The 23,761-nt window shown below is 37.7% G+C and carries 19 protein-coding genes; all 19 read right to left on the bottom strand.

The features are described 5' to 3' along the window. Positions 1 to 179: 179 nt before the first annotated feature. Positions 180 to 3,095, bottom strand: coding sequence for an isoleucine--tRNA ligase (gene ileS, locus WCP78_RS02025; RefSeq protein ID WP_336278843.1), 2,916 nt, complete (start codon positions 3,093 to 3,095; stop codon positions 180 to 182). Between the two features lie 243 nt (positions 3,096 to 3,338). Next, a complete protein-coding gene (locus tag WCP78_RS02020) occupies positions 3,339 to 4,547 on the bottom strand; it encodes an outer membrane protein (RefSeq protein ID WP_336278842.1) in 1,209 nt (402 codons plus the stop codon). A gap of 150 nt (positions 4,548 to 4,697) precedes the next feature. Beyond that, positions 4,698 to 5,537, bottom strand: a complete 840-nt coding sequence (locus WCP78_RS02015) for an outer membrane protein (RefSeq protein ID WP_336278841.1) — start codon at positions 5,535 to 5,537, stop codon at positions 4,698 to 4,700. 268 nt (positions 5,538 to 5,805) lie between these two features. Beyond that, positions 5,806 to 6,672: an outer membrane protein gene (locus WCP78_RS02010; protein WP_336278840.1), complete on the bottom strand. Its 867-nt coding sequence runs from the start codon at positions 6,670 to 6,672 to the stop codon at positions 5,806 to 5,808. Positions 6,673 to 6,818: 146 nt separating this feature from the next. Continuing rightward, a complete protein-coding gene (locus WCP78_RS02005) occupies positions 6,819 to 7,664 on the bottom strand; it encodes an outer membrane protein (RefSeq protein ID WP_336278839.1) in 846 nt (281 codons plus the stop codon). A gap of 281 nt (positions 7,665 to 7,945) precedes the next feature. After that, positions 7,946 to 8,785, bottom strand: a complete 840-nt coding sequence (locus tag WCP78_RS02000; protein ID WP_336278838.1) for an outer membrane protein — start codon at positions 8,783 to 8,785, stop codon at positions 7,946 to 7,948. Positions 8,786 to 9,097: 312 nt separating this feature from the next. Beyond that, on the bottom strand, positions 9,098 to 9,940 hold the full coding sequence (locus tag WCP78_RS01995; RefSeq protein WP_336279113.1) for an outer membrane protein: 843 nt from the start codon (positions 9,938 to 9,940) through the stop codon (positions 9,098 to 9,100). Between the two features lie 560 nt (positions 9,941 to 10,500). After that, positions 10,501 to 10,803, bottom strand: coding sequence for a hypothetical protein (locus WCP78_RS01990; RefSeq protein WP_336278837.1), 303 nt, complete (start codon positions 10,801 to 10,803; stop codon positions 10,501 to 10,503). 621 nt (positions 10,804 to 11,424) lie between these two features. Then, positions 11,425 to 12,045: a ribonuclease D gene (locus tag WCP78_RS01985; RefSeq protein WP_336278836.1), complete on the bottom strand. Its 621-nt coding sequence runs from the start codon at positions 12,043 to 12,045 to the stop codon at positions 11,425 to 11,427. Positions 12,046 to 12,053: 8 nt separating this feature from the next. Further along, entirely contained in the window at positions 12,054 to 13,439 is a 1,386-nt protein-coding gene (locus WCP78_RS01980; RefSeq protein WP_336278835.1) for a dipeptidase, read from the bottom strand. Between the two features lie 73 nt (positions 13,440 to 13,512). Then, positions 13,513 to 14,388: a bifunctional DNA-formamidopyrimidine glycosylase/DNA-(apurinic or apyrimidinic site) lyase gene (mutM, locus tag WCP78_RS01975; protein WP_336278834.1), complete on the bottom strand. Its 876-nt coding sequence runs from the start codon at positions 14,386 to 14,388 to the stop codon at positions 13,513 to 13,515. A 56-nt stretch (positions 14,389 to 14,444) separates the two neighbouring features. Further along, a complete protein-coding gene (locus tag WCP78_RS01970) occupies positions 14,445 to 15,692 on the bottom strand; it encodes an aminopeptidase (RefSeq protein WP_336278833.1) in 1,248 nt (415 codons plus the stop codon). A gap of 28 nt (positions 15,693 to 15,720) precedes the next feature. Next, positions 15,721 to 16,560 carry a cell wall hydrolase gene (locus WCP78_RS01965; protein ID WP_336278832.1) on the bottom strand — a complete coding sequence of 280 codons (840 nt, stop codon included), beginning with the start codon at positions 16,558 to 16,560 and terminating at the stop codon, positions 15,721 to 15,723. Between the two features lie 618 nt (positions 16,561 to 17,178). Beyond that, the gene (gene phoU, locus WCP78_RS01960) at positions 17,179 to 17,901 is read right to left on the bottom strand and encodes a phosphate signaling complex protein PhoU (protein WP_336278831.1); all 723 of its coding nucleotides are present in this window, start codon (positions 17,899 to 17,901) and stop codon (positions 17,179 to 17,181) included. A gap of 21 nt (positions 17,902 to 17,922) precedes the next feature. Continuing rightward, positions 17,923 to 18,681 carry a phosphate ABC transporter ATP-binding protein PstB gene (gene pstB, locus WCP78_RS01955; protein ID WP_336278830.1) on the bottom strand — a complete coding sequence of 253 codons (759 nt, stop codon included), beginning with the start codon at positions 18,679 to 18,681 and terminating at the stop codon, positions 17,923 to 17,925. 46 nt (positions 18,682 to 18,727) lie between these two features. After that, positions 18,728 to 20,017, bottom strand: a complete 1,290-nt coding sequence (gene pstA / locus WCP78_RS01950; protein WP_336278829.1) for a phosphate ABC transporter permease PstA — start codon at positions 20,015 to 20,017, stop codon at positions 18,728 to 18,730. Then, the gene (pstC, locus tag WCP78_RS01945; protein ID WP_336278828.1) at positions 20,014 to 21,474 is read right to left on the bottom strand and encodes a phosphate ABC transporter permease subunit PstC; all 1,461 of its coding nucleotides are present in this window, start codon (positions 21,472 to 21,474) and stop codon (positions 20,014 to 20,016) included. Before pstC ends, pstA begins: the two co-directional genes overlap by 4 nt. A gap of 61 nt (positions 21,475 to 21,535) precedes the next feature. Next, entirely contained in the window at positions 21,536 to 22,582 is a 1,047-nt protein-coding gene (locus WCP78_RS01940) for a PstS family phosphate ABC transporter substrate-binding protein (protein WP_336278827.1), read from the bottom strand. Between the two features lie 149 nt (positions 22,583 to 22,731). Beyond that, a complete protein-coding gene (gene gshB, locus WCP78_RS01935; RefSeq protein ID WP_336278826.1) occupies positions 22,732 to 23,670 on the bottom strand; it encodes a glutathione synthase in 939 nt (312 codons plus the stop codon). Positions 23,671 to 23,761: the final 91 nt, after the last annotated feature.

Raw genomic sequence — 23,761 nt, 5'->3', positions numbered from 1 at the left:
GGCTGATTGTTTCCGCGATTCATTAAAAACCAGCCCCACGTAAAAACACCCCCCCATAAACAAAGCAATGGGACTTGTGGTGGGTAGGTACCATAAAAAGCTATACTCATCAATGAAAGAATTTAAATAACAACAATGATATTTAACAACTCTACATTTCTTCCTCTGATAAAAAACTTTTAAATCTTGCCGAGTATTTTTAATTCCTGTAAAGCGGCTGCATCACGAGCAGATACATCAGGAAACTCTGGATCGCTACCAACATCCTGTGTATAACGCCACGATCGAGCACACTTTGTCCCCAAGGCCTTATCTGGATACACACCAACTCCTTCAACATCACTTAGAGTAAAAGCATCTAAAGGCGGTACATCCCGGGAAATTGTTAAAGCACTTGTAATACAAATCTCTGCCATATCCAAGTTATCCAACGCTTCCAGTAAAACTGGATTAGAAATAAAAACGATAGGCGCTGCTTCCAAAGACGATCCAATATGCTTATTAGCTCGCTCAAGCTCTAAAGCACCCGTCACAACTTTACGAATCTGCCGAACTTTTTTCCAACGTTCTGCCAAAGGTTCGTTGAGCCATTCTTTTCGCACAGGATAAAATTGTTCCAAATGCACCGAATGACATTCTGGATAGCGCTCCAACCAAGCTTCTTCCATTGTGAAAGGCAACATAGGAGCAAGCCATGTTACCATTCTATCAAAAACTTCACGTATCACCTGCAAAGAAGCCTTACGCTTTTTTGATGAAGGAGCATCACAATAAAGAGAATCCTTACGAATATCGAAATAAAATGCAGATAACTCAGTAATTGAAAAATCTAGTAACGCGCGCATAATCTTTTTAAAATCAAACTCGTTATAAGCTTTACCAATCAACTGATCGAGTTCAAAAATCCGATGTAATATAAATTTTTCAAGATCTGGCAGTTCACAGTAAGAAACTTCTTCTCCCTCATCGTGCGCTAAAGTTCCAAGCATCCAACGAACTGCATTACGCAATTTACGATATGAATCCACATTTGTCTGAAGAATTTTTTTTCCTAAACGCTGATCTTCCCAATAATCAGTTGTCATAACCCAGAGACGAAAAATATCAGCACCAGATGTTTTAATAATCTCTTGTGGAACAACTGTATTCCCTAAGGACTTAGACATTTTCTTGCCATTTTCATCTAAAGTAAAGCCATGTGTAATCACTGCCTTATAAGGTGCACAAGCACGCGTACCACAACTTTCCAAAAGAGAAGACTGAAACCAACCACGATGTTGATCAGACCCTTCAAAATAAACATCAGCAGGCCATTTTAAATCATCCCGATCTTCTAAGACAAAACTATGACTTGCTCCAGAATCAAACCACACATCAAGAATATCACGAACCTGAACCCAGGGTTCATGAGCACGTTCGCCTAAAAAACGTTCACGCGCTCCTTCAGCAAACCATGCATCTGCTCCTTCTGCTTCAAAAGCTTGTAAAATACGCTCATTTACTTGCTCATCTTTGAGAATAGTACCATCCTCATCCACGAAAATACAAATCGGAACACCCCAAGCACGTTGGCGAGAAAGAACCCAATCAGGGCGATCTGCAATCATAGAAGCTAGACGGTTTTGGCCAGAAGCAGGTACAAAATGCGTCACAGAAACAGCTTCCAAAGCTCGTCTGCGTAAAGTTGAGCCATCTCCAAGATCTTTATCCATAAAAATAAACCATTGTGGTGTATTACGGAAAATGACTGGTTTTTTTGAACGCCAACTGTGGGGATAGGGATGTCTTAAACGACCACGTGCAAATAACCTATCTGCTTCAATCAAAGCGTTAATAACCTCTTTATTGGCATCACCCATTTTTCCATTATCATCGATAACACGTACAGCTCCTTCTTTACGATCTGGACCAAATCCAGGAACATCTTTTGTATAAAAACCAGCATCATCAACCGGAAAAGGTATAGTTGAATCAATACCTTCTCGTTCTAACATAGGCTTATATGCATTCCAAATTTCAAAGTCTTCACGCCCATGGCTGGGTGCAGTATGAACAAAACCTGTACCAGCACTATCTGTTACGTGCGAGCCATCAAGCATCGCAATCTTATAATTATAACCTCCAGCTAAACCTTTTAATGGATGAGAAAGAAAAAGAGCTTTTAATTCATCAGCAGAAATAACACGCAAGTGCTTTAACACAAGCTTTGCTTTTTCTGCACAACTCAGCGCTAACGCGTCAGCAAAGAGAAGCTTTTCTCCAACTTGAGGACCAAAATCATTCTCTGTACTTTCAACAGAATAAACACTATATGAAATCTGCGAAGAATAACTCACTGCACGATTACTAGGAATTGTCCATGGAGTCGTCGTCCAAATCACAACATAGGCATCATAGAGATCATCAGAACTTGCTTTTAAAATAGGAAACTTGACCCAGATGACTTCTGATTCATGATCGTGATATTCAATCTCTGCTTCTGCCAAAGCTGTACGCTCAACAACAGACCACATAACAGGCTTTGAACCTCGATACATCTGATCTGACATCGAAAATTTCATCAATTCACCTGCAATGCGTGCTTCTGTATGAAAATCCATTGTAGTGTAAGGATTATCGAAATTTCCAATAACACCAAGCCGCTTAAACTCTTCACTTTGAACATTTATCCAATGTTGTGCAAATTCACGGCATTCTTGGCGAAATTCATTAAGGGGTACATCATCCTTACTTTTTCCTTGTGCACGATATTTTTCTTCGATTTTCCACTCGATCGGCAATCCATGACAGTCCCAGCCAGGAACATAATTTGCATTAAAACCACGCATTTGGAATGAACGAATAATCACATCCTTTAAAACTTTATTTAAAGCATGCCCCACATGAATATGGCCATTTGCATAAGGCGGACCATCGTGAAGAATGTAAGGTGGGCGGTCTTTCGCTTGCTGACGTAATTTATCATAAAGCCCTATACTTTTCCACTGTGCTAACAATTCAAGTTCTTTTTGTGGCAGACCTGCACGCATAGGAAAATTTGTTTGTGGTAAATAAAGAGTTTTCGAATAATCTGTTGTTTCATTTTTCACAGTCATTGTGAAATCTTCCCGTCCACTTTTATGATTTAATTTTTGCATAACTTTCTTGAACTCTGCAACTCTAGTTTTTACCTATAGGGGAAAACTGAGCTATCATTTTAAGCAGCGATCAAGAAAACATATCAGTACGTTTATGGACTTATCATGAAACTATTAAAAAAGAAAATACCAAAGTGATCTCGTCAAAAATAAAGGCTCCGCATTTATCGGAGCCTCTTGGGGATTTTATCTTATTACAAATTAGAATTTGTAAGCTACGCCCACACGGAAATCATTTGTTTTGTAGTTAATTTCCAATTTTTCTTTTGCAAATTTCTTTTTACCAAAGTCAGAGTAACGATATTCTGCACGCAAGATAACATTGTCAACAACCGCAAAGTCAATACCACCACCAAGAGTATAACCAACCATTGTTTTTGTCTCATCCGCTAAATTTTTAGAGGAAAGAACTTTTCCCTCTGATTCCTGAAATGACAATGAGACAGTATCTTGGAGCTGCGTATAAGCAATTCCGCCAGCAACATAAGGCATAATGCGATCAGCAGCAAAACCAATACGCACCCTTGTGGTTCCAGCCCAATTCTGTTTTAAAGTATGACTTAGATCTTTAACTCTATTCTCTTGAGCAAGACCAAAAGAAAGAACCATACTCCTAATTTGTTCTACACCGTATGAGCTATCACCTCTGTTATCAGCATTCTGTGCATTTTGCATAGCACGCCCAGCTCCATGAGATGCACCATGTGGATGAGGACTAGGTGAACCAGCACTATGTGGATGAGCATGAGATCCACCTCCATTAGATCCACCTCCATTAGATCCACCCCCATTAGATCCACCCCCATTAGATCCACCCCCATGAGATACACCTCCATTAGATCCACCCCCATACGAATGATAATTATATCCAGCCCCATTAACACCATGTGATCCTGCACCGTGTCCAGCTACAGTTGCTGGCGGTTTTGCTGGTGCTGCTGCTGGTGCTAGTGCTGCTGCTGGTGCTGCTGCTGCTGGTGCTGCCGACCTGCGCGTTCTCCCAATTACATTTTCAATTTCAGAATTATGAGATGTATCTAGAATGACCGTTTTTGTATGCTTTTTTCCAGACCAAATAAAATCCGTATCGATCCCCAAAAAGAAATTATCTCCAAGATCAACATTAGAGCCTGCATAAAGACCACCTACAAAACCTGAAAGCTTAGGCAACAAATCTTTATTTAGCGGTACAGTAGTATCCCCATCAATAATATTCATATCAACTTTACTTGAAAAACCACCAGCCTGAGCACCCAAATAGAAGCCCGCCCACGTAAAAGTAGGAACTACAACAGCTGATGGAGAAACAGTCGGTGCTGGCTGATTAGGAATCATCACATCGGCTGCCTGCGCTGTAGAAGCAGAAATTAAAGCAAAAATAGACGCTTTTACTAAACATTTCGTGTTCATAAATTATCTCCAAATATCCAAAACGACGCCAATATAAGATATCTTAATTGAAATATCTGTAGTAAAAATATCACACTCACAAAAAATAAAGACCCCGTAAAAAACGGAGTCTCTTGATAATTTAATTTTTGCTAATTATTCTTTGCTGTTTTAAAATTTGTAAGCTACACCAACACGGAAATCATTGGTTTTGTAAGAAACTTCGTATTTATCGTTCGAGAATTTCTTTTTACCAAAGTCAGAGTAACGATATTCTGCACGCAAAATAACATTATCAACAATCGCAAAATCAACACCAGCACCAAGAGTATAACCAACTAATGATTTTGTTTCATCAGAAACAGCACCAGAAGCGATCACTTCACCATCATCCCCAGCTTTTTTTACTGCTATCGAATCAACACCTTTGAGTTGTGTATAAGCAACACCCCCAGCAACATACGGCAAAAGGCGATCAGCAGCAAAACCAATACGAACACGTGTAGCACCAGACCACTTTTCTTTTAAACCCAAACTATCAGTGCGCAAATCATTTTGTGCAACTTCTTTTCCATTTACAACGGTGATGTGAGAATCCGCTAGAATCTTCTTAACAGGCTCTACATCGCCAACTGCAATCACTGTTGGTTTAAAGGCTTTACTATCATCTTTATCAGCCCAAACGATATCTGTATCAACACCCAAAATAAGGCCATTGTTAAGATCAACGTTGGAACCTGCATACAAACCACCCATAAAGCCTGATAGCTTAGGCAAAAACTCTTTATCAATAGCGGATTTGTCGCCACCATTAAGAACATCGGCTTTAGTTTTACCAGAAAAACTACCAATCTGGCCACCAAGGTAAAAACCTGTCCAAGAGAAAGTGGGAGCAACAATAACTGGTGCTGCTGCTACGGATTCACGAGAGACAATAACATCTGCTGCCTGCACTGCAGAAGCCGAAACCAAAGCAATAACAGACGTCGTCACTAAACATTTTATATTCATAGATTTGCTCCTAATTAATTATGCGCGCACTTTATATGAAACAGCAAAAAAAATCTGTAGCAAAAATGATACAAATTAAAAAATAACCCCCCTATAGTAAAATATTTTCACGATTTATTGCTATGAAATAGTTATTAGCTCTACATGTATATAAATCATTAACCTTATTTAGACTTAGCTTTTACATGTTTCTTTTTACAAAAATCCGTTATAACTACTAAAGGCTCTATCAAAGACAGAGCCTTTCATAATTTAAACTTATGATATCTTAAAATTTGTACGCTATACCAACACGGAAATCATTCGTTTTGTAAGATATATCATAAGTATCCTTATAATCCTGATCATTATCAGCAGCATCCCTGAAATTCTTTTTACCAAAATCTGAGTAACGATATTCTGCACGCAAAATAACCCTATCAGAGACCGCAAAATCAACACCAGCACCAAAAGTATAACCAACCAAGAGCTCTGTAGCATCAGACACAACACCAGAAAAAAGTACATTATTCCCACCAGCTTTTCTTACTGACAGCGCGTAAACATTTTCGAATTGTGTATAAGCAACACCCCCAGAAACATAAGGTAAAATGCGACCAGAACCAAAACCGAGACGTAAACGTGTAGCACCAGACCACTTTTCTTTCACAGTGAAACCCTTAGTTAAGATATCATTTCCCTCGATCCCATCTGATCCCTGGAAGGCAATCCCAGAGCTTTCTAGCAGAAGCCCAACAGAATTTATATCATCTTGATCTGCAATCGTTACATCCACACTTTTACTGTTATCTTTATCAGCTCGAACAATATCTGTATCAACACCCAAAATAATGTTATTGCCAAGATCAATGTTAAAACCAGCATAAAAACCACTCATAAAGCCTGATAGTTTAGGAAAAAGATCTTTACCAACAGAAAATTTATCATCACCATTAAGAGTATCGATTTTAGTTTCACCAGAAAAACCGCCAATCTGGGCACCAAAATAAAGACCTGACCAAGAGAGAGGTGGAGCAATAACAACTGGCGATACTGCCAAAGATTCACTAGAAACGGTAGCATCTGTTGATGCCTGTACTGCAGAAATTGAAGCCAAAGCAATAACAGACGTCGTCGCTAAACACTTTATATTCATAAATTTATTTCCCCAATTAACTTTTATGCAGTCTGATTTATATAATTACGCAAAAATTCGTTGTATAAATGTTGCAATATATAAACAACATATTACTGAAGGCTCTACCAAAGACGGAGCCTATCATAATTTAAACTTATGATATCTTAAAATTTGTACGCTATACCAACACGGAAATCATTGGTTTTGTAAGAAATACCATAAGTATCCTTATAATCCTGATCATTATCAGTGGTACCTCTAAAGTTCTTTTTACCAAAATCCGAATAACGATATTCTGCACGCAAAATAACATTATCAACAATTGCAAAATCAACACCAGCACCAAGAGTATAACCAAGCAACCACTTTGTGTCATCAGACAGGGTAGAAACAGCTGTATCACCCATATCCTTCTCTGATACCGTGTGAACACTTCTGAGTTGTGTATAAGCAACACCCCCAGCAACATAAGGCAAAAAGCGATCAGCAGCAAAACCAATACGGACACGTGTAGCACCAGACCACTTTTCTTTTAAACTGAGACTCTCACGTAGTGCAATATTTGCTGCTACTTCTTTTCCAACCCTAGAAACAAGAAAACCTTTTTGCAACCGCGTATCAGAATCTACATTGTCACCTGCAATCACTGTTACTTTTTTACTGTTATCTTCATCAGCCCAAACAATATCCGTATCAACACCTAAAATAAGACCATTGTTAAGATCAACGTTGGAACCTGCATACAAACCACCTATAAAGCCAGATAGTTTAGGAAAAGACTCTTTATCAAAAGCAGATTTGTCACCACCACTAAGAACATCGACTTTAGTATTACCAGAAAAACTACCAATCTGGCCACCAAGGTAAAAACCTGTCCAAGAGAAAGTGGGGGCAACAATAACTGGTGCTGCTGCTACGGATTTACGAGAAACAATAACATCTGATGCCTGCACTGCAGAAGCTGAAACCAAAGCAATAACAGACGTCATCACTAAACATTTTATATCCATAATTTGCTCCTAAATAACTTTTGCACAATCCCATATAACTATGCAAAAAAGATCTGTAGCAAAAACGATACAAATATAAAAATAAAAAACACTCTACAGCGAAATCTTTTTGTAACTTATCGCTATATTGCTCTACATATACAGGGGTTATTGCTTTATTTAAATTTAGACTTCATCTTTACATATCTCTTTTTATAAAAACTTATAATTTTGTACAAACACTATCATCTCTAATAAAACTCCTGAAGACAGAGCCTATTAATAATTAAGTTTACAATACTTTAAAACTTGTAAGCTACACCAACGCGAAAATCATTGGTTTTGTACGAAACCTCATATTTATCCTTCCCAAATTTCTTTTTACCAAAATCCGAGTAACGGTATTCTGCACGCACCATAACATTATCGGTTATCGCAAAATCAACACCAGCACCAAGAGTATAACCAACCAATGACTTTGTTTCATCAGAAACAGTACCAGAAGCGATTATTTGATAATTCTCATCTTTTCCTGCTATTGATACCGTGTGAACACTTCTAAGTTGTGTGTAAGCAATACCCCCAGCAACATAGGGCAAAAAGCGATCAGCAGCAAAACCAATACGAACACGTGTAGCACCAGTCCACTTTTCTTTAACTGAATAACCATCAGTGCGTCTATCGCCTTCTCCGACTTCCACGCCATCCTTAATTTTAATTCCAGCATCTATAAGCATATAATGGGTATTAGCTATTTGAACGGCAGTCTTAATAGTTGTTGTTTCAAGCTTTTTAATCTCTTTATTAGCCCAAATAATATCTGTATCAACACCCATAACAAGGCCATTGCCAAAATCAACATTGGAACCTGCATATAAACCACCCACAAAACCCGACAATTCAGGTAAGTGAACTTCATGAACAGAGGTTGTGTTGTCACCATCAAGAACATCCATTCTAGTTTTACTAGAAAAGCCACCTATTTGGCCACCAAGGTATAAACCTGTCCAAGAAAAAGTAGGGATAGTAATAATTGGTGCAACCGATACAGATTCACGAGAAACGATAACATCTGCTGCTTGCACTGCAGAAGCCGAAATCGTAATAATAACAGAAGTTGTTATTAAATATTTTATACCCATAAATTTGCTCCTAACAATACGAGACGCACTTGGTTTTATGTGGATTAGCAAAAGATCACTGCAACTGATACAAACATAAAAAATAAAAGCTTATACAAAATCTTTTAGCAAGTTAGAAAGTTATTGCCGTATTAAAACTTTTTAGCTCCACGCATTGGAAACTATTAGCTTTATTCAAATTTCGACTTATTTTCCACATGCCTCTTTTTATAAAAACCTGAACAACAGCGTTATAAATTTTGTTATCATGTGATAGTGTATTACTAAGGCTCGACCCAAGGATAGAGCCTATAGTAATTTATGTTTTATACCTTAAAATTTATAAGCTACACCAACACGAAAATCATTGGTTTTATAAGAAAAATCATATTTATCATTCACAAATTTCTTTTTACCAAAATCCGAGTAACGATATTCTGCACGCACGATAGCATGATCGGTCATTGCAAAATCAATACCGGCACCAAGCGTATAACCAACCAATGACTTTGTTTCATCAGATATGGTACCAGAAGCAATTACTTTATTCGTATCTTTATCTGCTATCGATACTGAGCCAACCCCTTGAAGCTGTGTATAAGCAACACCCCCAGCAATATATGGCAATATGCGATCAGCAGCAAAACCAATACGGACACGTGTAGCACCAGACCATTTTTCTTTAAAGTTCAAACTGCTAGTTCGTGTATCATCAAGTTTGATTTGAGCTCTTTCTTGAACTTTAATTCCATGCTCTCTTAGTAACCCATTAAGGTGAGCGATCTGCTCTTGCTTAATTTTGCGTGTTTTAGACGTTTTACTGTCGCTTTTATTAGCCCAAGCAATATCCGTATCAACACCTAAGACAAAACCATTGCCCAAATCAACATTGGAACCTGCATACAAACCACCGATAAAGCCTGACATTTTGGGTACAAAATTTTTATGAATAGGAACTTTCTTACCACTGCGAAGATTATCCATTTCACTTTTGCTAGAAAAGCTACCAATCTGGCCACCAAGGTAAAAACCTGTCCAAGAAAAAGTGGGAGCAGCAACAACTGTTGCAGTTGCAGTGGCTACAGGTTCGTGGGTAACGATAACATCTGCTGCTTGCGCTGTAGAAACTGAAACAAGAGCAAAAGCAGATGCTGTTATTAACCATTTCATATTCATTAAATTTATCTCCATAGCTGATATTTGAACACGCAGGCTCATATAGAGCTCCCTCTCTATATGTCTGTAGTAAAAATGATACACTCGCAAAAACAAACACTCTGTTTAAGTTTAAGTACCCACCATTTGCTTTTATGCTGCAGTAAATTCAAATTCGTAAACTATGGCTAAAGTAAAAATCATCTCTCCTACCATTTAATACACTCTGATTTTGCTTAATCTAAAATTTAGGCAACAATACTCTGCATAAAAAGTAGTACTTTTAAGCACTATTCGAACGTGTAATATCAACACTAAATGTAAATGAAGTATCGTTATCTTTATAATTGCGACAAAAACTATTTTTTACCTACCCCGATTCCCCATATCACAATTTAAAAAACATGTTAAAAAACATGATATCGCGACGTGCCCAGCACACAAAAAATCGCAACAACTAAAAATACAAACATACAAAATCTCCTCCCTAAAACTCTTAAATGATCCAAATAATTCCTCTTCACACTTTACCAACTATCAAAAAACAAAACCGCACATCCAAACACTGCTCTCTTTGCTTGTTAACAATACATCTGGCTTCTTATAAAGAAATTTTTCCGTCTGCTTCTTACTCTAAAAGCTCCTGGACTTTTTTTGTTTTTAGTCAAAGATGACACAGGTACCAATTTAACAACTGATCTCCACTTATTAGTATCAATGTAAGAAAACTTCACTCGAATAGCTCCAGTCAAATAACTACTTACTTCTTTACTAAAAAAAGAATTTCTAGAAGAAAGCTCTTCGGGCACTTGAACAATCATAAGATCAAATCCCTGAGCCTCAGAAACTGAAGCAAAAGCAAAAGTTGCAACCAAATATTTCATGTACATAGATATATCTCCATATCAATTATCCGTAATGTATTCTACATAGCGGTCACGTTTTAAATTTCTATAGAGAAGTGAAAATTATACATGATAAAAAAAATCTATTTAAAAACAGATTCTTGTTATAATTTTCTTGTTAAAAATTGGAATTTTTAAGCTACACCAATCAAAAAAATTGCTAATATTGCGATTAATAAAATACAATACGCAATAAACTGTAAAATCTACTTCAATGAGGGAATACAAGCTTATCTCTTTTAGCAAAAAGACTTTATCTTGCTATTTTCCAAAGCAATCCTTGCAATATTTTAGTACTAAGTTGTTCGTACAGCATTTATTTCCCATATTTTATCTCGCTGACAGACCCTGTAAAATTATTAATTAATTTGTTTTTGTTTAACTTTAAAACAAAAATAATTACAGACACATAAACAGCACATTCAAAAATGTGCTGTTTGTTGTGCTACCTTTAAATTACAGCATCCATTACAAAAAATTTTATATAGATGGCAGCAAATAAATTAAACAAAAATACAAAATAACCAACACCCTACGCAAACACACTGTTTAGTTACGTTAACAATAGTTCCTGCTTTAGTTTTAACAGCAATTTTTTATTCAGCTGTGCGCAAAAATATCAACCTCTGGCCATCCTAAAAGATCGAGTTTTGCCCTCATAGGCAAAAATTGAAAACATGCTTTCGCAACATTTTCACGCTCTTCACGTCTTAAACGTTCTTCAAATATATCTTTCAAACGATGCAAATATAAAACATCTGATGCAGCATATTCAATTTGTGCGCGTGACAAAGTTTCTGCTGCCCAATCAGAAGATTGTTGCTGTTTAGAAATATTTACATTCAACAATTCACTACAAATTTCCTTTAATCCATGACGATCTGTATAAGTACGAGTGAGTTTTGAAGCAATTTTTGTACAAAAAACAGCCTCCGGCATAACACCAAACGTATGCGCTAAAATAGCAAGATCAAAGCGTCCAAAATGGAATATTTTGGTGACAGCTTGATCCTCAAGCAATTTTACCAAATTGGGAGCACTCTTCTGCCCTTTTTCAATCTGTATAACATCGGCAGTACCATCTCCAGAAGAAAGCTGTACAACACATAAACGATCACGATGTGGTTGTAACCCTAAAGTTTCAGTATCAATTGCAACCGCATCAACTTTATAATTATCTAGATTTGGTAAATCACCTCGATGAACACGAATCTCCGTCATCTATTCTCCTATTTCTTTTCTGCTAAATTTGCAAGGATACGCGCCCAAGACCGCTGTCCCTTATGAAATGATTTTAGATTATACTTTTCATTAGGAGAGTGAATACGGTCATCATCTAACGCAAATCCAACCAAAACGGTTTCCATACCAAGAATTGACTGAAAGTCTCCAACAACTGGGATCGAACCGCCCATGGCAGTTAATAAAGCTGGGTTGCTCCACTCTTTTGATAACGCATCCTTCGCTGCCCTAATAAAAGGTGAATCATAAGGAAGCTGAATCGCTGGAGAAGCACCATGCTCTTTAAATGCGACTTTACAGTCTGCTGGAATTAAGCTGCACACATAATCACGAAAAACTTGACGTATTTTTTCCGGATCTTGCTTATGCACTAAGCGAAAAGAAACTTTTGCACTTGCTTGAGAAGCAATAACTGTTTTAAACCCCTCCCCCTCATAGCCACCACTAATACCATTGATTTCTGCTGTAGGACGAGCCCATATTTGTTCTAAAATACTCCGCCCCTTCTCGCCGGCGGGAATAGAAAGACCCACAGGATCTAAAAACGTTTCAGCATTACACTCAAGCTCATTCCATGATTGCAAAATATGTGGAGGTGTTTCTTCTACCCCATCATAAAACCCAGGAAGTGTCACCCGACCATTGTTGTCATGAAGCCCTGCTAAAATCTTAGCTAAAATACGAATAGGGTTAGCGGCAGCTCCTCCAAAAGAACCAGAATGTAAGTCACGATTAGCCGCTGTAATAGTAACCTCTTCTCCTAAAACGCCCCGAAGACCAACAGCAATTGACGGCGTATTTGCATCCCACATTGCTGTATCACAAACCAACGCGCAATCAGTTTTCAATTCATCAATATTTGCTTTTAAAAAAGGAACCAGAGAAGGAGATCCGCTCTCTTCTTCTCCTTCAAATAAAACGGTCACCTTAACAGGAAGTTTTCCTGTTTCCTTTTTAAAGGCACGACATGCTTCAATGAAAGTCATAAGCTGACCTTTATCATCTGAAGCACCGCGAGCATAAATAACCTTCTCTCCACCTTTCTCTTTTAAAGAAGGCTCAAATGGATCGTCTTCCCATAAATTTAGTGGATCAACTGGTTGCACATCATAATGTCCATAAAAAAGCACATGCAAACAATCCTCTGATGCTCCTGGATGATGCCCAACAACCATTGGATGGCCAGGAGTATCACGACGTGAAGCATTAAAGCCTATACTTTTTAAATCTTCCACCAACCAATCAGCTGTTTCACGACATATATCCTTATAAGAAGGATCTGTCGAAATTGATTGGAAACGTAAAAGAGAAAAAAGGCGTTCAAGGCTCTTTTCTATGTTATCATCAAGATGTGTCAGTACTTTATTCAGCATAAAACCCTCTTAAGCCGCGCATAATTGCATATGTGACTTTAAGCCTCTTGTCCAATTTTGCAAGACATCTTATTCATTTTTGACACTGTGGACAGTAAAAACTCGAGCGCCCTGATTGCAAAATACGCACAATGGGCACTTCACATTGCAAACATTTTTTTCCTTCTCGTCCATAAACCGAAAAAGCATGTTGAAAATAACCAAGAGAACCATCAACGTGCTTATAATCCCGTAAAGAAGATCCACCAGATAAAATCGCTTCAGCAATCACATTACGTATATTCTGTGCTAAAGAATCCGCAAACTCACGTGCATGTACAGTTTCCAAGGCTAATGTTGATGCGCTGCGCTGCGGAGACAAGCGACTGCGCCAAAGTGCTTCGCAAACATAAATATTTCCGAGACCTGCAACAATAGACTGATCAAGCAAAACTCCTTTAAGAGATATTTTCTTGTTAATAAAGGCCTTTTGTAAATAACTACCAGAAAATGCATGACTCATAGGTTCAAGACCTAGCTTCTTTAAAAGTGGATGCTCATAAAGCTTTTTTGTATCTACTAAAAGCATAAATCCAAAACGACGAGAATCATTATAAGTAAGGCGATAAATTTTGCCATTCCTTGCCTGAACATCCATTATAAAGTGATCATGCGCGACCAATTTACCTGCAAGAGAGCACTCCTTCTTCAAAGTTTTATCTTCTATCCGCCACGATCCCGACATTCCTAAATGACTTAAAATTGTTTCATCTTGCGAAAGATGAAACAATAAATATTTTGCGCGTCGACCAAGTTCTAAAATAACCCTTCCCACAAGCCGCTCAGAAAATGCTTCTGGAAAAGGAAACCGCAAATTTTGACGATTAAGTGTAACAGACATAATCTTTGCACTAGTCAAGACTGGTTTAAGTCCACAGCGAACCGTTTCTACCTCAGGAAGCTCAGGCATCTATTTCCCTATGATTTAAGCATTTACAAACAACGTATTGTTGAAAGCACAAAATATTAAGCCCACTCACCTTTACGAAATACAGGAACTCTCGTGCCTGCCTGTGTAATACCATCTATATTTATTTCACCTGATCCAATCATCCAATCAATATGAATCATACTTTTATTCCCACCACGTGCTGTAATTTCTTCTTCTGTCAACGATGATCCATTTATAAAGCACTGAGAATAACATTGCCCTAAAGCAATATGACATGCAGCATTTTCATCAAATAATGTATTATAAAAGAGAAAACCGCTCTTAGAAATTGGTGAAGAATGCGGAACAAGAGCAACTTCACCTAACCGACTTGCACCATCATCACTTTGCAAAATCTGTTGCAAAACTTTCTGATTTGTCGAAGCGCGTGCATCAATAATGCGCCCCGCTTCAAAACACATTTCAATGTCATGGATTAGTGCTCCCTGGTAAGAAAGTGGCTTCGTTGAACGAACAAAACCTTCAATTTTATGAGCATGAGGAGTAGTGAACACTTCTTCTGTTGGAATATTAGGATTGCACACAACTCCATTTTTAGCAATTGATGCACCACCATGCCATTCATGATCATCTGCTAAACCAACTGTTAAATCTGTACCTGATCCTGTAAAATGCAAAGCAGAAAAACGTTGTTCATTAAGCCAAGATGACCGTTGTTTTAAAGTTGCATTATGTATATTCCATGCGCTCACTGGATCATCTTCTGTAACACGTGAAGCAGCAAAAATTGCATCAGCTAATTTCTTAACCGCTTCATTAAGTGATAATGAAGGAAACATCGCTGCAGCCCACGCTGCTGTTGGATAAGCAACAATTGACCAGTTTATGAAAAAGTCCGATATTTTTTTAAGAGCGGGTCGATAAGCCACTGAAGTGGCTTTATTCAAACACGCCATTTTATTCAAATCTTGATTGGAAAGCAGTAAAGGATCATCACCAACAATAGCTAAACGAGCAGCTCCATTTTCAAAAGCCTTCGCCATTCCCTCATACAGCCAAGAAGGTGCACAATTAAAACTGGCAGGGTGCGCATTTTCAAAGCGCGTAAGCAATAATAAATCATCACTAAACAACGGTGTAACCACACCAGCTCCAGCCTTATAAGCATGATATGCAATATGCCGAACCAAAGGTAAAGCTGAAACTGGAGCAGTCAAAACAAGATCTTGCCCTTCTTGTAGATTAACCCCCACTTTTACCGCAACTTCTGCAAGATGACTCAGCAGTTCAGGTGAAACCGCCTCATAAACATCACAGTACATTACCAATACCTCTTTCCATAACAAAGAATTATCGACTTCTATACCGTTCTTCTAACATTGCAACAATTGCATTTAATTGATCTGATGAAGGTATAGCATACGCTATAACTGGTTTCATTTCCCCTTTATAACCTGTACGATCAGGTGCATATTTAGGAATAGGAATCTTATCAAGTTGAGCAACAACAGAAGGCGTAGCATGCTCTGTATTTTTTTGTACGGTATTTATTGCAAGAGGTAAGTTTTGTTTTATTTCCCTACTTGCTAAACTTGTATCCATAAAACTGGGAGAACTTCCTGAGCGCTCTTGGGCATAAGCAAAAGCAACATCATAAGGACGATTGTTGGCAGGAACCAGACGAGATCCATCACGCGCGCGCCTTTCATAAAAGGCATTACCTCCCGCTACACGTACATAATGCATATTTTTATAAGGAAAAGATAAACCCGCTGTATGAAAAAACATAGCATCTTTAACTTTCTTATCCCGCTTACCACGTAAAACAGCATCAGCTGCCTCTTTAACACGGGCAACAGAAGCAGGCTCAGTCATAGGACGCGTTAAAACACCGGGAGCAAATTGTTTATGCTGACCAACAACACCACAAATCGTCTTTGGATAAGCACTTGAATTCACACGATTCATCACAACTGTTCCAACTGCAATCATTCCTTCACGGCTTGTACGATTTGATTCAAAATACATTGCTCGCATAAGACATTGACGCTCTGTTAGTGGATAAGCCACTGTTTTCATTTTTTTGTTATCATTTACTTTTCTAAAGTCGAAATGATTTGAAGCACACCCCCCAATAATTAATGACGCTACACAGCAAGTAACAAAAACAATCCAACGATCTTTTCTCATTTTATGCAACATATTTCCATGATTTTGAAATATTTTAAATTCAAAATTTAAATAAATTTTAAATATACAATTAACTATCATCCACTCATACATTTTTAATATCAGGATAATATCCAAGACATTTATGCGAAAAAAAATAAAAAACTCTTAATTAAAAATACAACTCATTTCGCAAATGTACAAATTTTGTTAAGCACAATGAACTAACTTAATGCGACATCTAAAAATTTCTGATATGTACAGCTAGAATGTAAAATCACTCTCCCTAGTCAATATAAAGCAAAATCACGTATTTTATTAAAAAATTGGATACAGAAACTGCAAGCGTTTGTATTGGATTTACCAATAAAAATATCTTTTTCACTGCAAATTTTAAAAATGATTAGAAATAAGCTCCCTTACTGACTAAAATATAATCGGGAACACTATCCCATATCCAAATATGCCATACCAAAATCAAAAAATTCTCAATATTAGCTTTTCAAAACCTCTTTTCTTCTTCACTCATTGCACATAAATGCCACATTCATATCCTCTTTTTTTGCTTGTAGTTAAAAGGTATAAAATCTTTTACTTTCGGTGATAAAATTATTTGCATACGTCTAAAATTACAGCTTTTTAGTTCGTTTTCTTTTCCTCTACGCCAACCTTGTATGTAAGATCATCGCGAGGACGATCAAAAGACATATGATAACCTGTTATGATATAATGCAGCGTTTCAGCAATATTGGTAACATGATCACCAATTCGTTCAATATTTTTTAGACAAAAAAGTAAATGCGTGCAAACTGTAATACTGTCCACATCTTCCGTCATATAGGTTAAAATCTCACGAAAAAGAGAAGTATACAAAGCATCAATTTTATCATCACGTTCGCGTATCGCATCAATATGATGTAATAAGCGACTCGTATAAGCATTCAAGACTTCCCTTAATTGATTGAGTGCCAAAGCTGTAATTTTTTCAAACCCAGAATAAAAAGCTGCAGATTGGCGTATCTCTGAAATAGCACCCATCCGCTTAGCAATGTTTTTAGCCATATCTCCAATCCGCTCAAGATCAGAAGAAATGCGAATGGCACCAACTATTTCACGTAAATCAACAGCCATCGGTTGGCGCCTACAAATAATTGTAATCGCTTTTTCATCTATGTCGCGTTCTGCTTCATCCAAAAATAAATCATCAGCAATCACTGTAGTGGCGAGCTGAAGATCATTACACACTATTGATGCTACAGCTCGTTCAATCATGCTTTCAGCATGACCACCCATTTCCATAATCTTTTTTTCTAAATATTTTAATTCTGCATCATAAGAACGAACAGTATGGTTCATAGACATATCCTATACTCCTCAACGTAGCTACCCAAAACGCCCTGTAATATAATCTTGCGTACGCTGTTCTTTTGGTGAGGTGAACATCATTTCAGTTTTACCAACTTCCACCAAATGTCCCAAATGAAACATAGCAGTATATTGAGAAACACGCGCAGCCTGCTGCATTGAATGCGTTACAATGACGATTGTATAATCTTTTCGTAGCTCATCAATAAGCTCTTCGATACGCGCCGTTGCGACTGGATCAAGAGCAGAACAGGGCTCATCCATCAAAATAACTTCAGGGCTCACTGCAATAGCGCGGGCAATACATAAGCGCTGTTGCTGTCCGCCCGATAAACTGGTTCCTGCCTCATGAAGACGATCTTTTACTTCTTCAAATAAACCTGCCTGCCTCAAACTTCTTTCAACCATATCATGCAACTCAGCACGCGATTTAGCTAAACCGTGAAGACGTGGCCCATAAGCAACATTCTCAAAAATGGATTTTGGAAAAGGGCTAGGCTTCTGAAAGACCATACCAACACGTGCACGCAATTCTACGACATCAATCCGTGAATTATAAATATCATCCCCATCTAGGGTAATAAGACCTGTTATTTTGACTCCTCCAATCATATCATTCATACGATTAAAACAACGCAAAAAAGTTGATTTTCCGCAACCTGAAGGACCAATCAAAGCAGTGACTTGATGTTCCGGTATATCAAGAGTAATACCATGAAGTGCTTCCTTCTCTCCATAAAAGACCTTTACATCCTGGCCTCGCATTTTAATCTTCATTGTCAAACTTACCTTACTTGAAGACACAAATTTTATAGAAATGTTACTAATGCCGTTCAAATCGTCGTCGCAAAAAAACAGCAAAAATATTCATAACAACAAGAAAAATCATTAATACAAGAATAGCGCCTGATGCCTTTTCAACAAAAGCGCGTTCAGCTTCACCTGCCCACATAAAAATTTGAATAGGTAAAGCTGTAGCTGGATCCATTGGTGTAACAGGAATATTCGCAACAAAAGCAACCATTCCAATTAAAAGCAGAGGAGCAGTCTCACCTAGTGCCTGAGCCATACCAATAATCGCTCCAGTCAAAATACCAGGCGCAGCTAAAGGAACAACATGATGAAAAACCATCTGTGTTTTAGATGCCCCCAATCCTAAAGCTGCCATGCGAATAGAAGGAGGAACAGCTCGCAAAGCAGAACGTGTCGCAATAATAATCGTTGGTAAAGTCATAAGAGCCAATACAAGTCCACCAACCAAAGATGCTGAACGAGGTAACCCAAAAAAATTAATAAAAATGGAAAGTCCTAAGAGACCAAATACAATTGAAGGAACAGCTGCAAGATTATTGATATTAACTTCAATAAAATCTGTAAATTTATTTTTGCATGAATATTCTTCAAGATAAAGAGCCGTTGCTATCCCTATTGGTAACGAAACCAATAAAACTATCAGCATCATGTAAAAAGAGCCTATTATTGCAACGCCTAACCCCGCAACCTCAGCACGACTTGAATCACCAAATGTAAAAAAACCAACATTAAATGCTTTATAAAGTGTACCATCATAAGCCAAACGTCTCATCCACTCCACTTGACGATTAGAAATTTTGCGGTTTTTTTCTGCTACATGCAAATCAATTTGCCCTTTATAGGCGGAATCAATGTCTGCTGCTGCCAAGACTGTAACCTTTTGCGTTGTTCCAATTAGCTTCGGATTCTTTGTCACCATTTCACGCAATTGAACGCGTACACTACTGGAAAACATGCGGTTCACATCCCGCAATAATGTCTGATCATTTTTATCTAAATCAAGCCTTTTCACTAAAGCATTACGTACAAGAAGCGGATAATTCGCAGTTATTAACACTTGTGGATTTATCTTACGTTGACCACTCGGATCAATTACTTCTTCATCCAAATAAACCGATAATGTCATTTTGCTTTGAAAAAAAGCTGGATATCCCTGACTGATGACAGACCAGAAAAGAGAAAATAAAAAAAATAAACCAATAAAAATAGCAATCAAACCATATGCGCGAAAACGACGTTCAGCCCAGTATCGACGTTTGAGGCCAATATTGCGACGATTCAAAAGAAAAGCCTCTCTCATTCGTATTGTTCCCGATATTTACGCACAATGTAAAGAGCAAGGATATTCATCAAAAGAGTGAAAATAAAAAGTGTCATACCCAAAGCGAAAGCTACAAGAGTCTGTGGAGAATTAAATTCAAAATCACCAGTCAATTGATTAACAATCTTAACTGTCATTGTGGTCATTGCCTCAAATGGATTAAAAGTTAAATTTGCGGCGACACCTGCTGCCAAAACTACGATCATTGTCTCCCCAATTGCGCGCGATGCTGTCAACAACACTGCCCCTATAATTCCTGGAAGTGCTGCCGGTATAACTACCTTTTTAATTGTTTCTGACTGTGTTGCTCCTAAACCATAAGATCCTTCGCGCAAAAAACGTGGAACAGCCATAATAACATCATCAGACAAAGAAGAAACAAAAGGAATCAACATAATTCCCATCACAGATCCAGCTGTCAAAACACTCTGAGCCATTATAAAACCAACACCACCAGAAAGAGAAACAGAGAGATCACGTAAAAATGGGCCTACAACCATCAAAGCAAAAAAACCATACACAATGGTTGGAATACCAGAAAGCACTTCCAACAATGGCTTTACAACTGATCGCACTTGAGCAGAAGCATATTCCGCCATATAAAGAGCTGAAAATAACCCTATTGGAACAGCAAAAAGCATTGCTACAAACGCAATATAAAGTGTGCCAGCAAGAAGTGGTATTAAGCCAAATTGTCCCACTTCGTCTCCTGAACCGCTGGCTGAAAAACGCGGATCCCAAACCGTTCCCCAAAAAAAGTCCGAAAATGATACAAACTGAAAAAAATTTATCGTCTGAAAAAGCATAGAAAGCGCAATGCCTATTGTCGTCAAAACCGCAATTATAGATGCACAAACCAACCCAATAACAATCAAACATTCAACTTTATTACGTGCACGCTGACGTGGAGCAACTTGTATAACCCCCAAAATAAAGCTACACAGCGAAATTATAAAGAATAAACTATAACCAATAAATTGTAGCTTTTTAGAAGAAGAATACCATAACTGTGCTATTCTTAACACATCATTTGGAACCTCCTTAAGAAAAATAAACCCTTTCGCGAACAATTGCATTCGCACCTCTCCGTATGAAGCGGTAGCAATATCTCCTTCAAAATGATGAATAATTTTAACTAAATCGCGGATAGTTTCAAAAATAAAGTCAAAATTCATGACTTCTGTTGTGCGTGCCATATAGGTCTTAACTTCTTGCGAAGCACTATATTCTAGATAAATTTCACTCCCGCCATCCCACAAAATTAAAAACACAGCAGCTGGGATAACAGTCACCAAAAATGTCCACCAACCATAATGAGATGCACGAGAATGCATCTTACATTGTGCATATTCCAAATAGCGTGCTCGCATATAAGAAATATAAAAACCAACAAAACCAAAAACTAATAGTAAAAAAATAACGAAAAAAACGTGCATATTATTTTTCAATTTTCGCAAAAATCAACATAGAAAACTTCTACACTGCAAATTCAGGCAATTATTTTAAAGTCATCATACGACCAGAAGCAAAAGCAGAACGTTGCGCCTGTCTCTCCTTTTCAGACGCAACAACCAAACCATATTCAGCCAATGGGCTATCGGAACCGATCATCTGATCAGAAAGAAAAAAGTTAACATATTCCCGTAAGCCTGAAATTATATCTAAGTGCGCTTTTTTAACATAGAAAAAAAGTGGACGGAAAATTGGATATTTGCCACTAGAAATTGTTTCAACAGTTGGTGTAAAGTTGTTAATATCTGCTACCTTTAGCTTATCAGCGTTATTTTCATAAAAAGACAAACTAAAAACACCAACCCCTGTTTTGTTAGAAATTAGACGTGCAAAAGTTTCAGAATAATCACCATCAATATTCACAACTTTTCCATCTCTACGTACAGCAACACAAGCAGCATTAATTTCTTTATCATCCATACCCAAAGATTTCATAACTTCAACTGCTCCACTAGCCTTACATCCCACAGCGAGCAACTTTTCTTCAAAAACTTCACGCGTTCCATGCTTCTCTCCAGGAATATAAGCTGCTATCGTCCAATCAGGAAGCACATTACTCACTTCATTCCACTTTGAAATTTTATTTGGCTGCAGTTTTCCATTGACAACAATTTGAGCAGCTAGAGCTCTATAGACATCCACTGGCTGCAATTTCCAATCAGGACCATTTATGTTTGTTGCAAAAACAATGCCATCATACCCGATGAGTATTTCTTCAACATCTTTCACACCAGCGTCAAAACAAGCCTGTAATTCATTTGGCTTCATTGCTCGCGAAGCGTTAACTATGTCAATTTCTCTTTGTCCAATGCCATGGCAAAATTCCTTAATCCCGGCACCTGAACCACCTGATTCGATAACCGGAATCTTAAAATTAGGGTAAACTTCTCCGAATATCTCAGCAACAATTTTTTGATAAGGTAAAACTGTAGATGAACCAGCAATCCGAATTTGATCACGTGCATTCGCGATATTGACGGATGATAGAACTGCAACAACCAGTCCCATTCCAACTGATAACAATCTGCCCATTCACAAACTCCTGACAATGTAAATCAAAACCTTTTATTCTCTTATACGATACCCCGAGTTCTCACTCATGCTTTTAGCATGAAAAATATAAAAAAGCGATGTTCACAATTTTCTGATAAGGCTATGTTTTAGCTCTTTTCCAAACAAATTTAATTTGAACGTTTAAATTCAATGATATCCCAGAAAAGATCAGCAATATCCACGCCACCAAAGCGTTTAATTTCACGAATTCCAGTGGGAGATGTAACATTAATTTCTGTTATATAATCTCCAATCACATCAATTCCTACAAGAACAAGACCGCGTTCTCGCAAAATTGAACCAATGCGTTCACAAATTTCATAATCACGTTTTGTTAAATCAACATTTTCTGCTCGACCTCCAACATGCATATTAGAGCGGACATCCATTTTTGCCGAAATCCGATTAATAGCTCCAACAGGCCTCCCATCAAGCAACATAATCCGTTTATCTCCCTCTTGCACCTCATTCAAATAACGCTGAATAATAAAAGGTTCACGATAAATTTGTGTAAACATCTCCAAAAGTGATGCCAAATTGCGATCATCTTTTTTCAAATGAAAAACACCTGCTCCCCCATTGCCATAAAGTGGTTTCAGAATAATATCACCAAACGCAGCTCTAAAAGCTGTTATTTCTTGAATATCTTTCGTAATTAACGTTTCTGGCATCAAATCAGAAAATTCAGTAACAAAAATTTTTTCTGGACTATTGCGCACCCATACTGGATCATTCACAACAAGCGTCTTAGGATGAATGCGCTCTAACAAATGAGTCGCAGTAATGTAATTTAAATCAAAAGGAGGGTCTTGGCGTAAAAGAATCACATCCATATCCGTTAACTCTGTGTGTACAGGTTCGCCTAACTGATAATGGTGTCCTTCTTCGTCACGTACTATCAATGGCTCTAATTTTGCAGTTACACAACCATCGCGCATCGATAAACGATCTGGTGTATAATGGAAAAGTGAATGTCCACGTTCTTGCGCGGACAAAGCAAGTGCAAATGTAGTATCTCCATGAATGAGAATTGTTGAAATATGATCCATCTGAATAGCAATTTTCATAAATAAAAACCTTTCTATAACTGAAAGCGAGCTGTCGACTATCCAATACGCCACAAACTTAATAAATAATAAATGAACTGTGACAAGAGAA

It is taken from the genome of Bartonella occidentalis (assembly GCF_037070875.1).
In the GTDB taxonomy this organism is placed as follows: domain Bacteria; phylum Pseudomonadota; class Alphaproteobacteria; order Rhizobiales; family Rhizobiaceae; genus Bartonella.
Note: the sequence above shows the minus strand (reverse complement) of the source record. Positions and strands in the feature narration are given on the sequence as shown.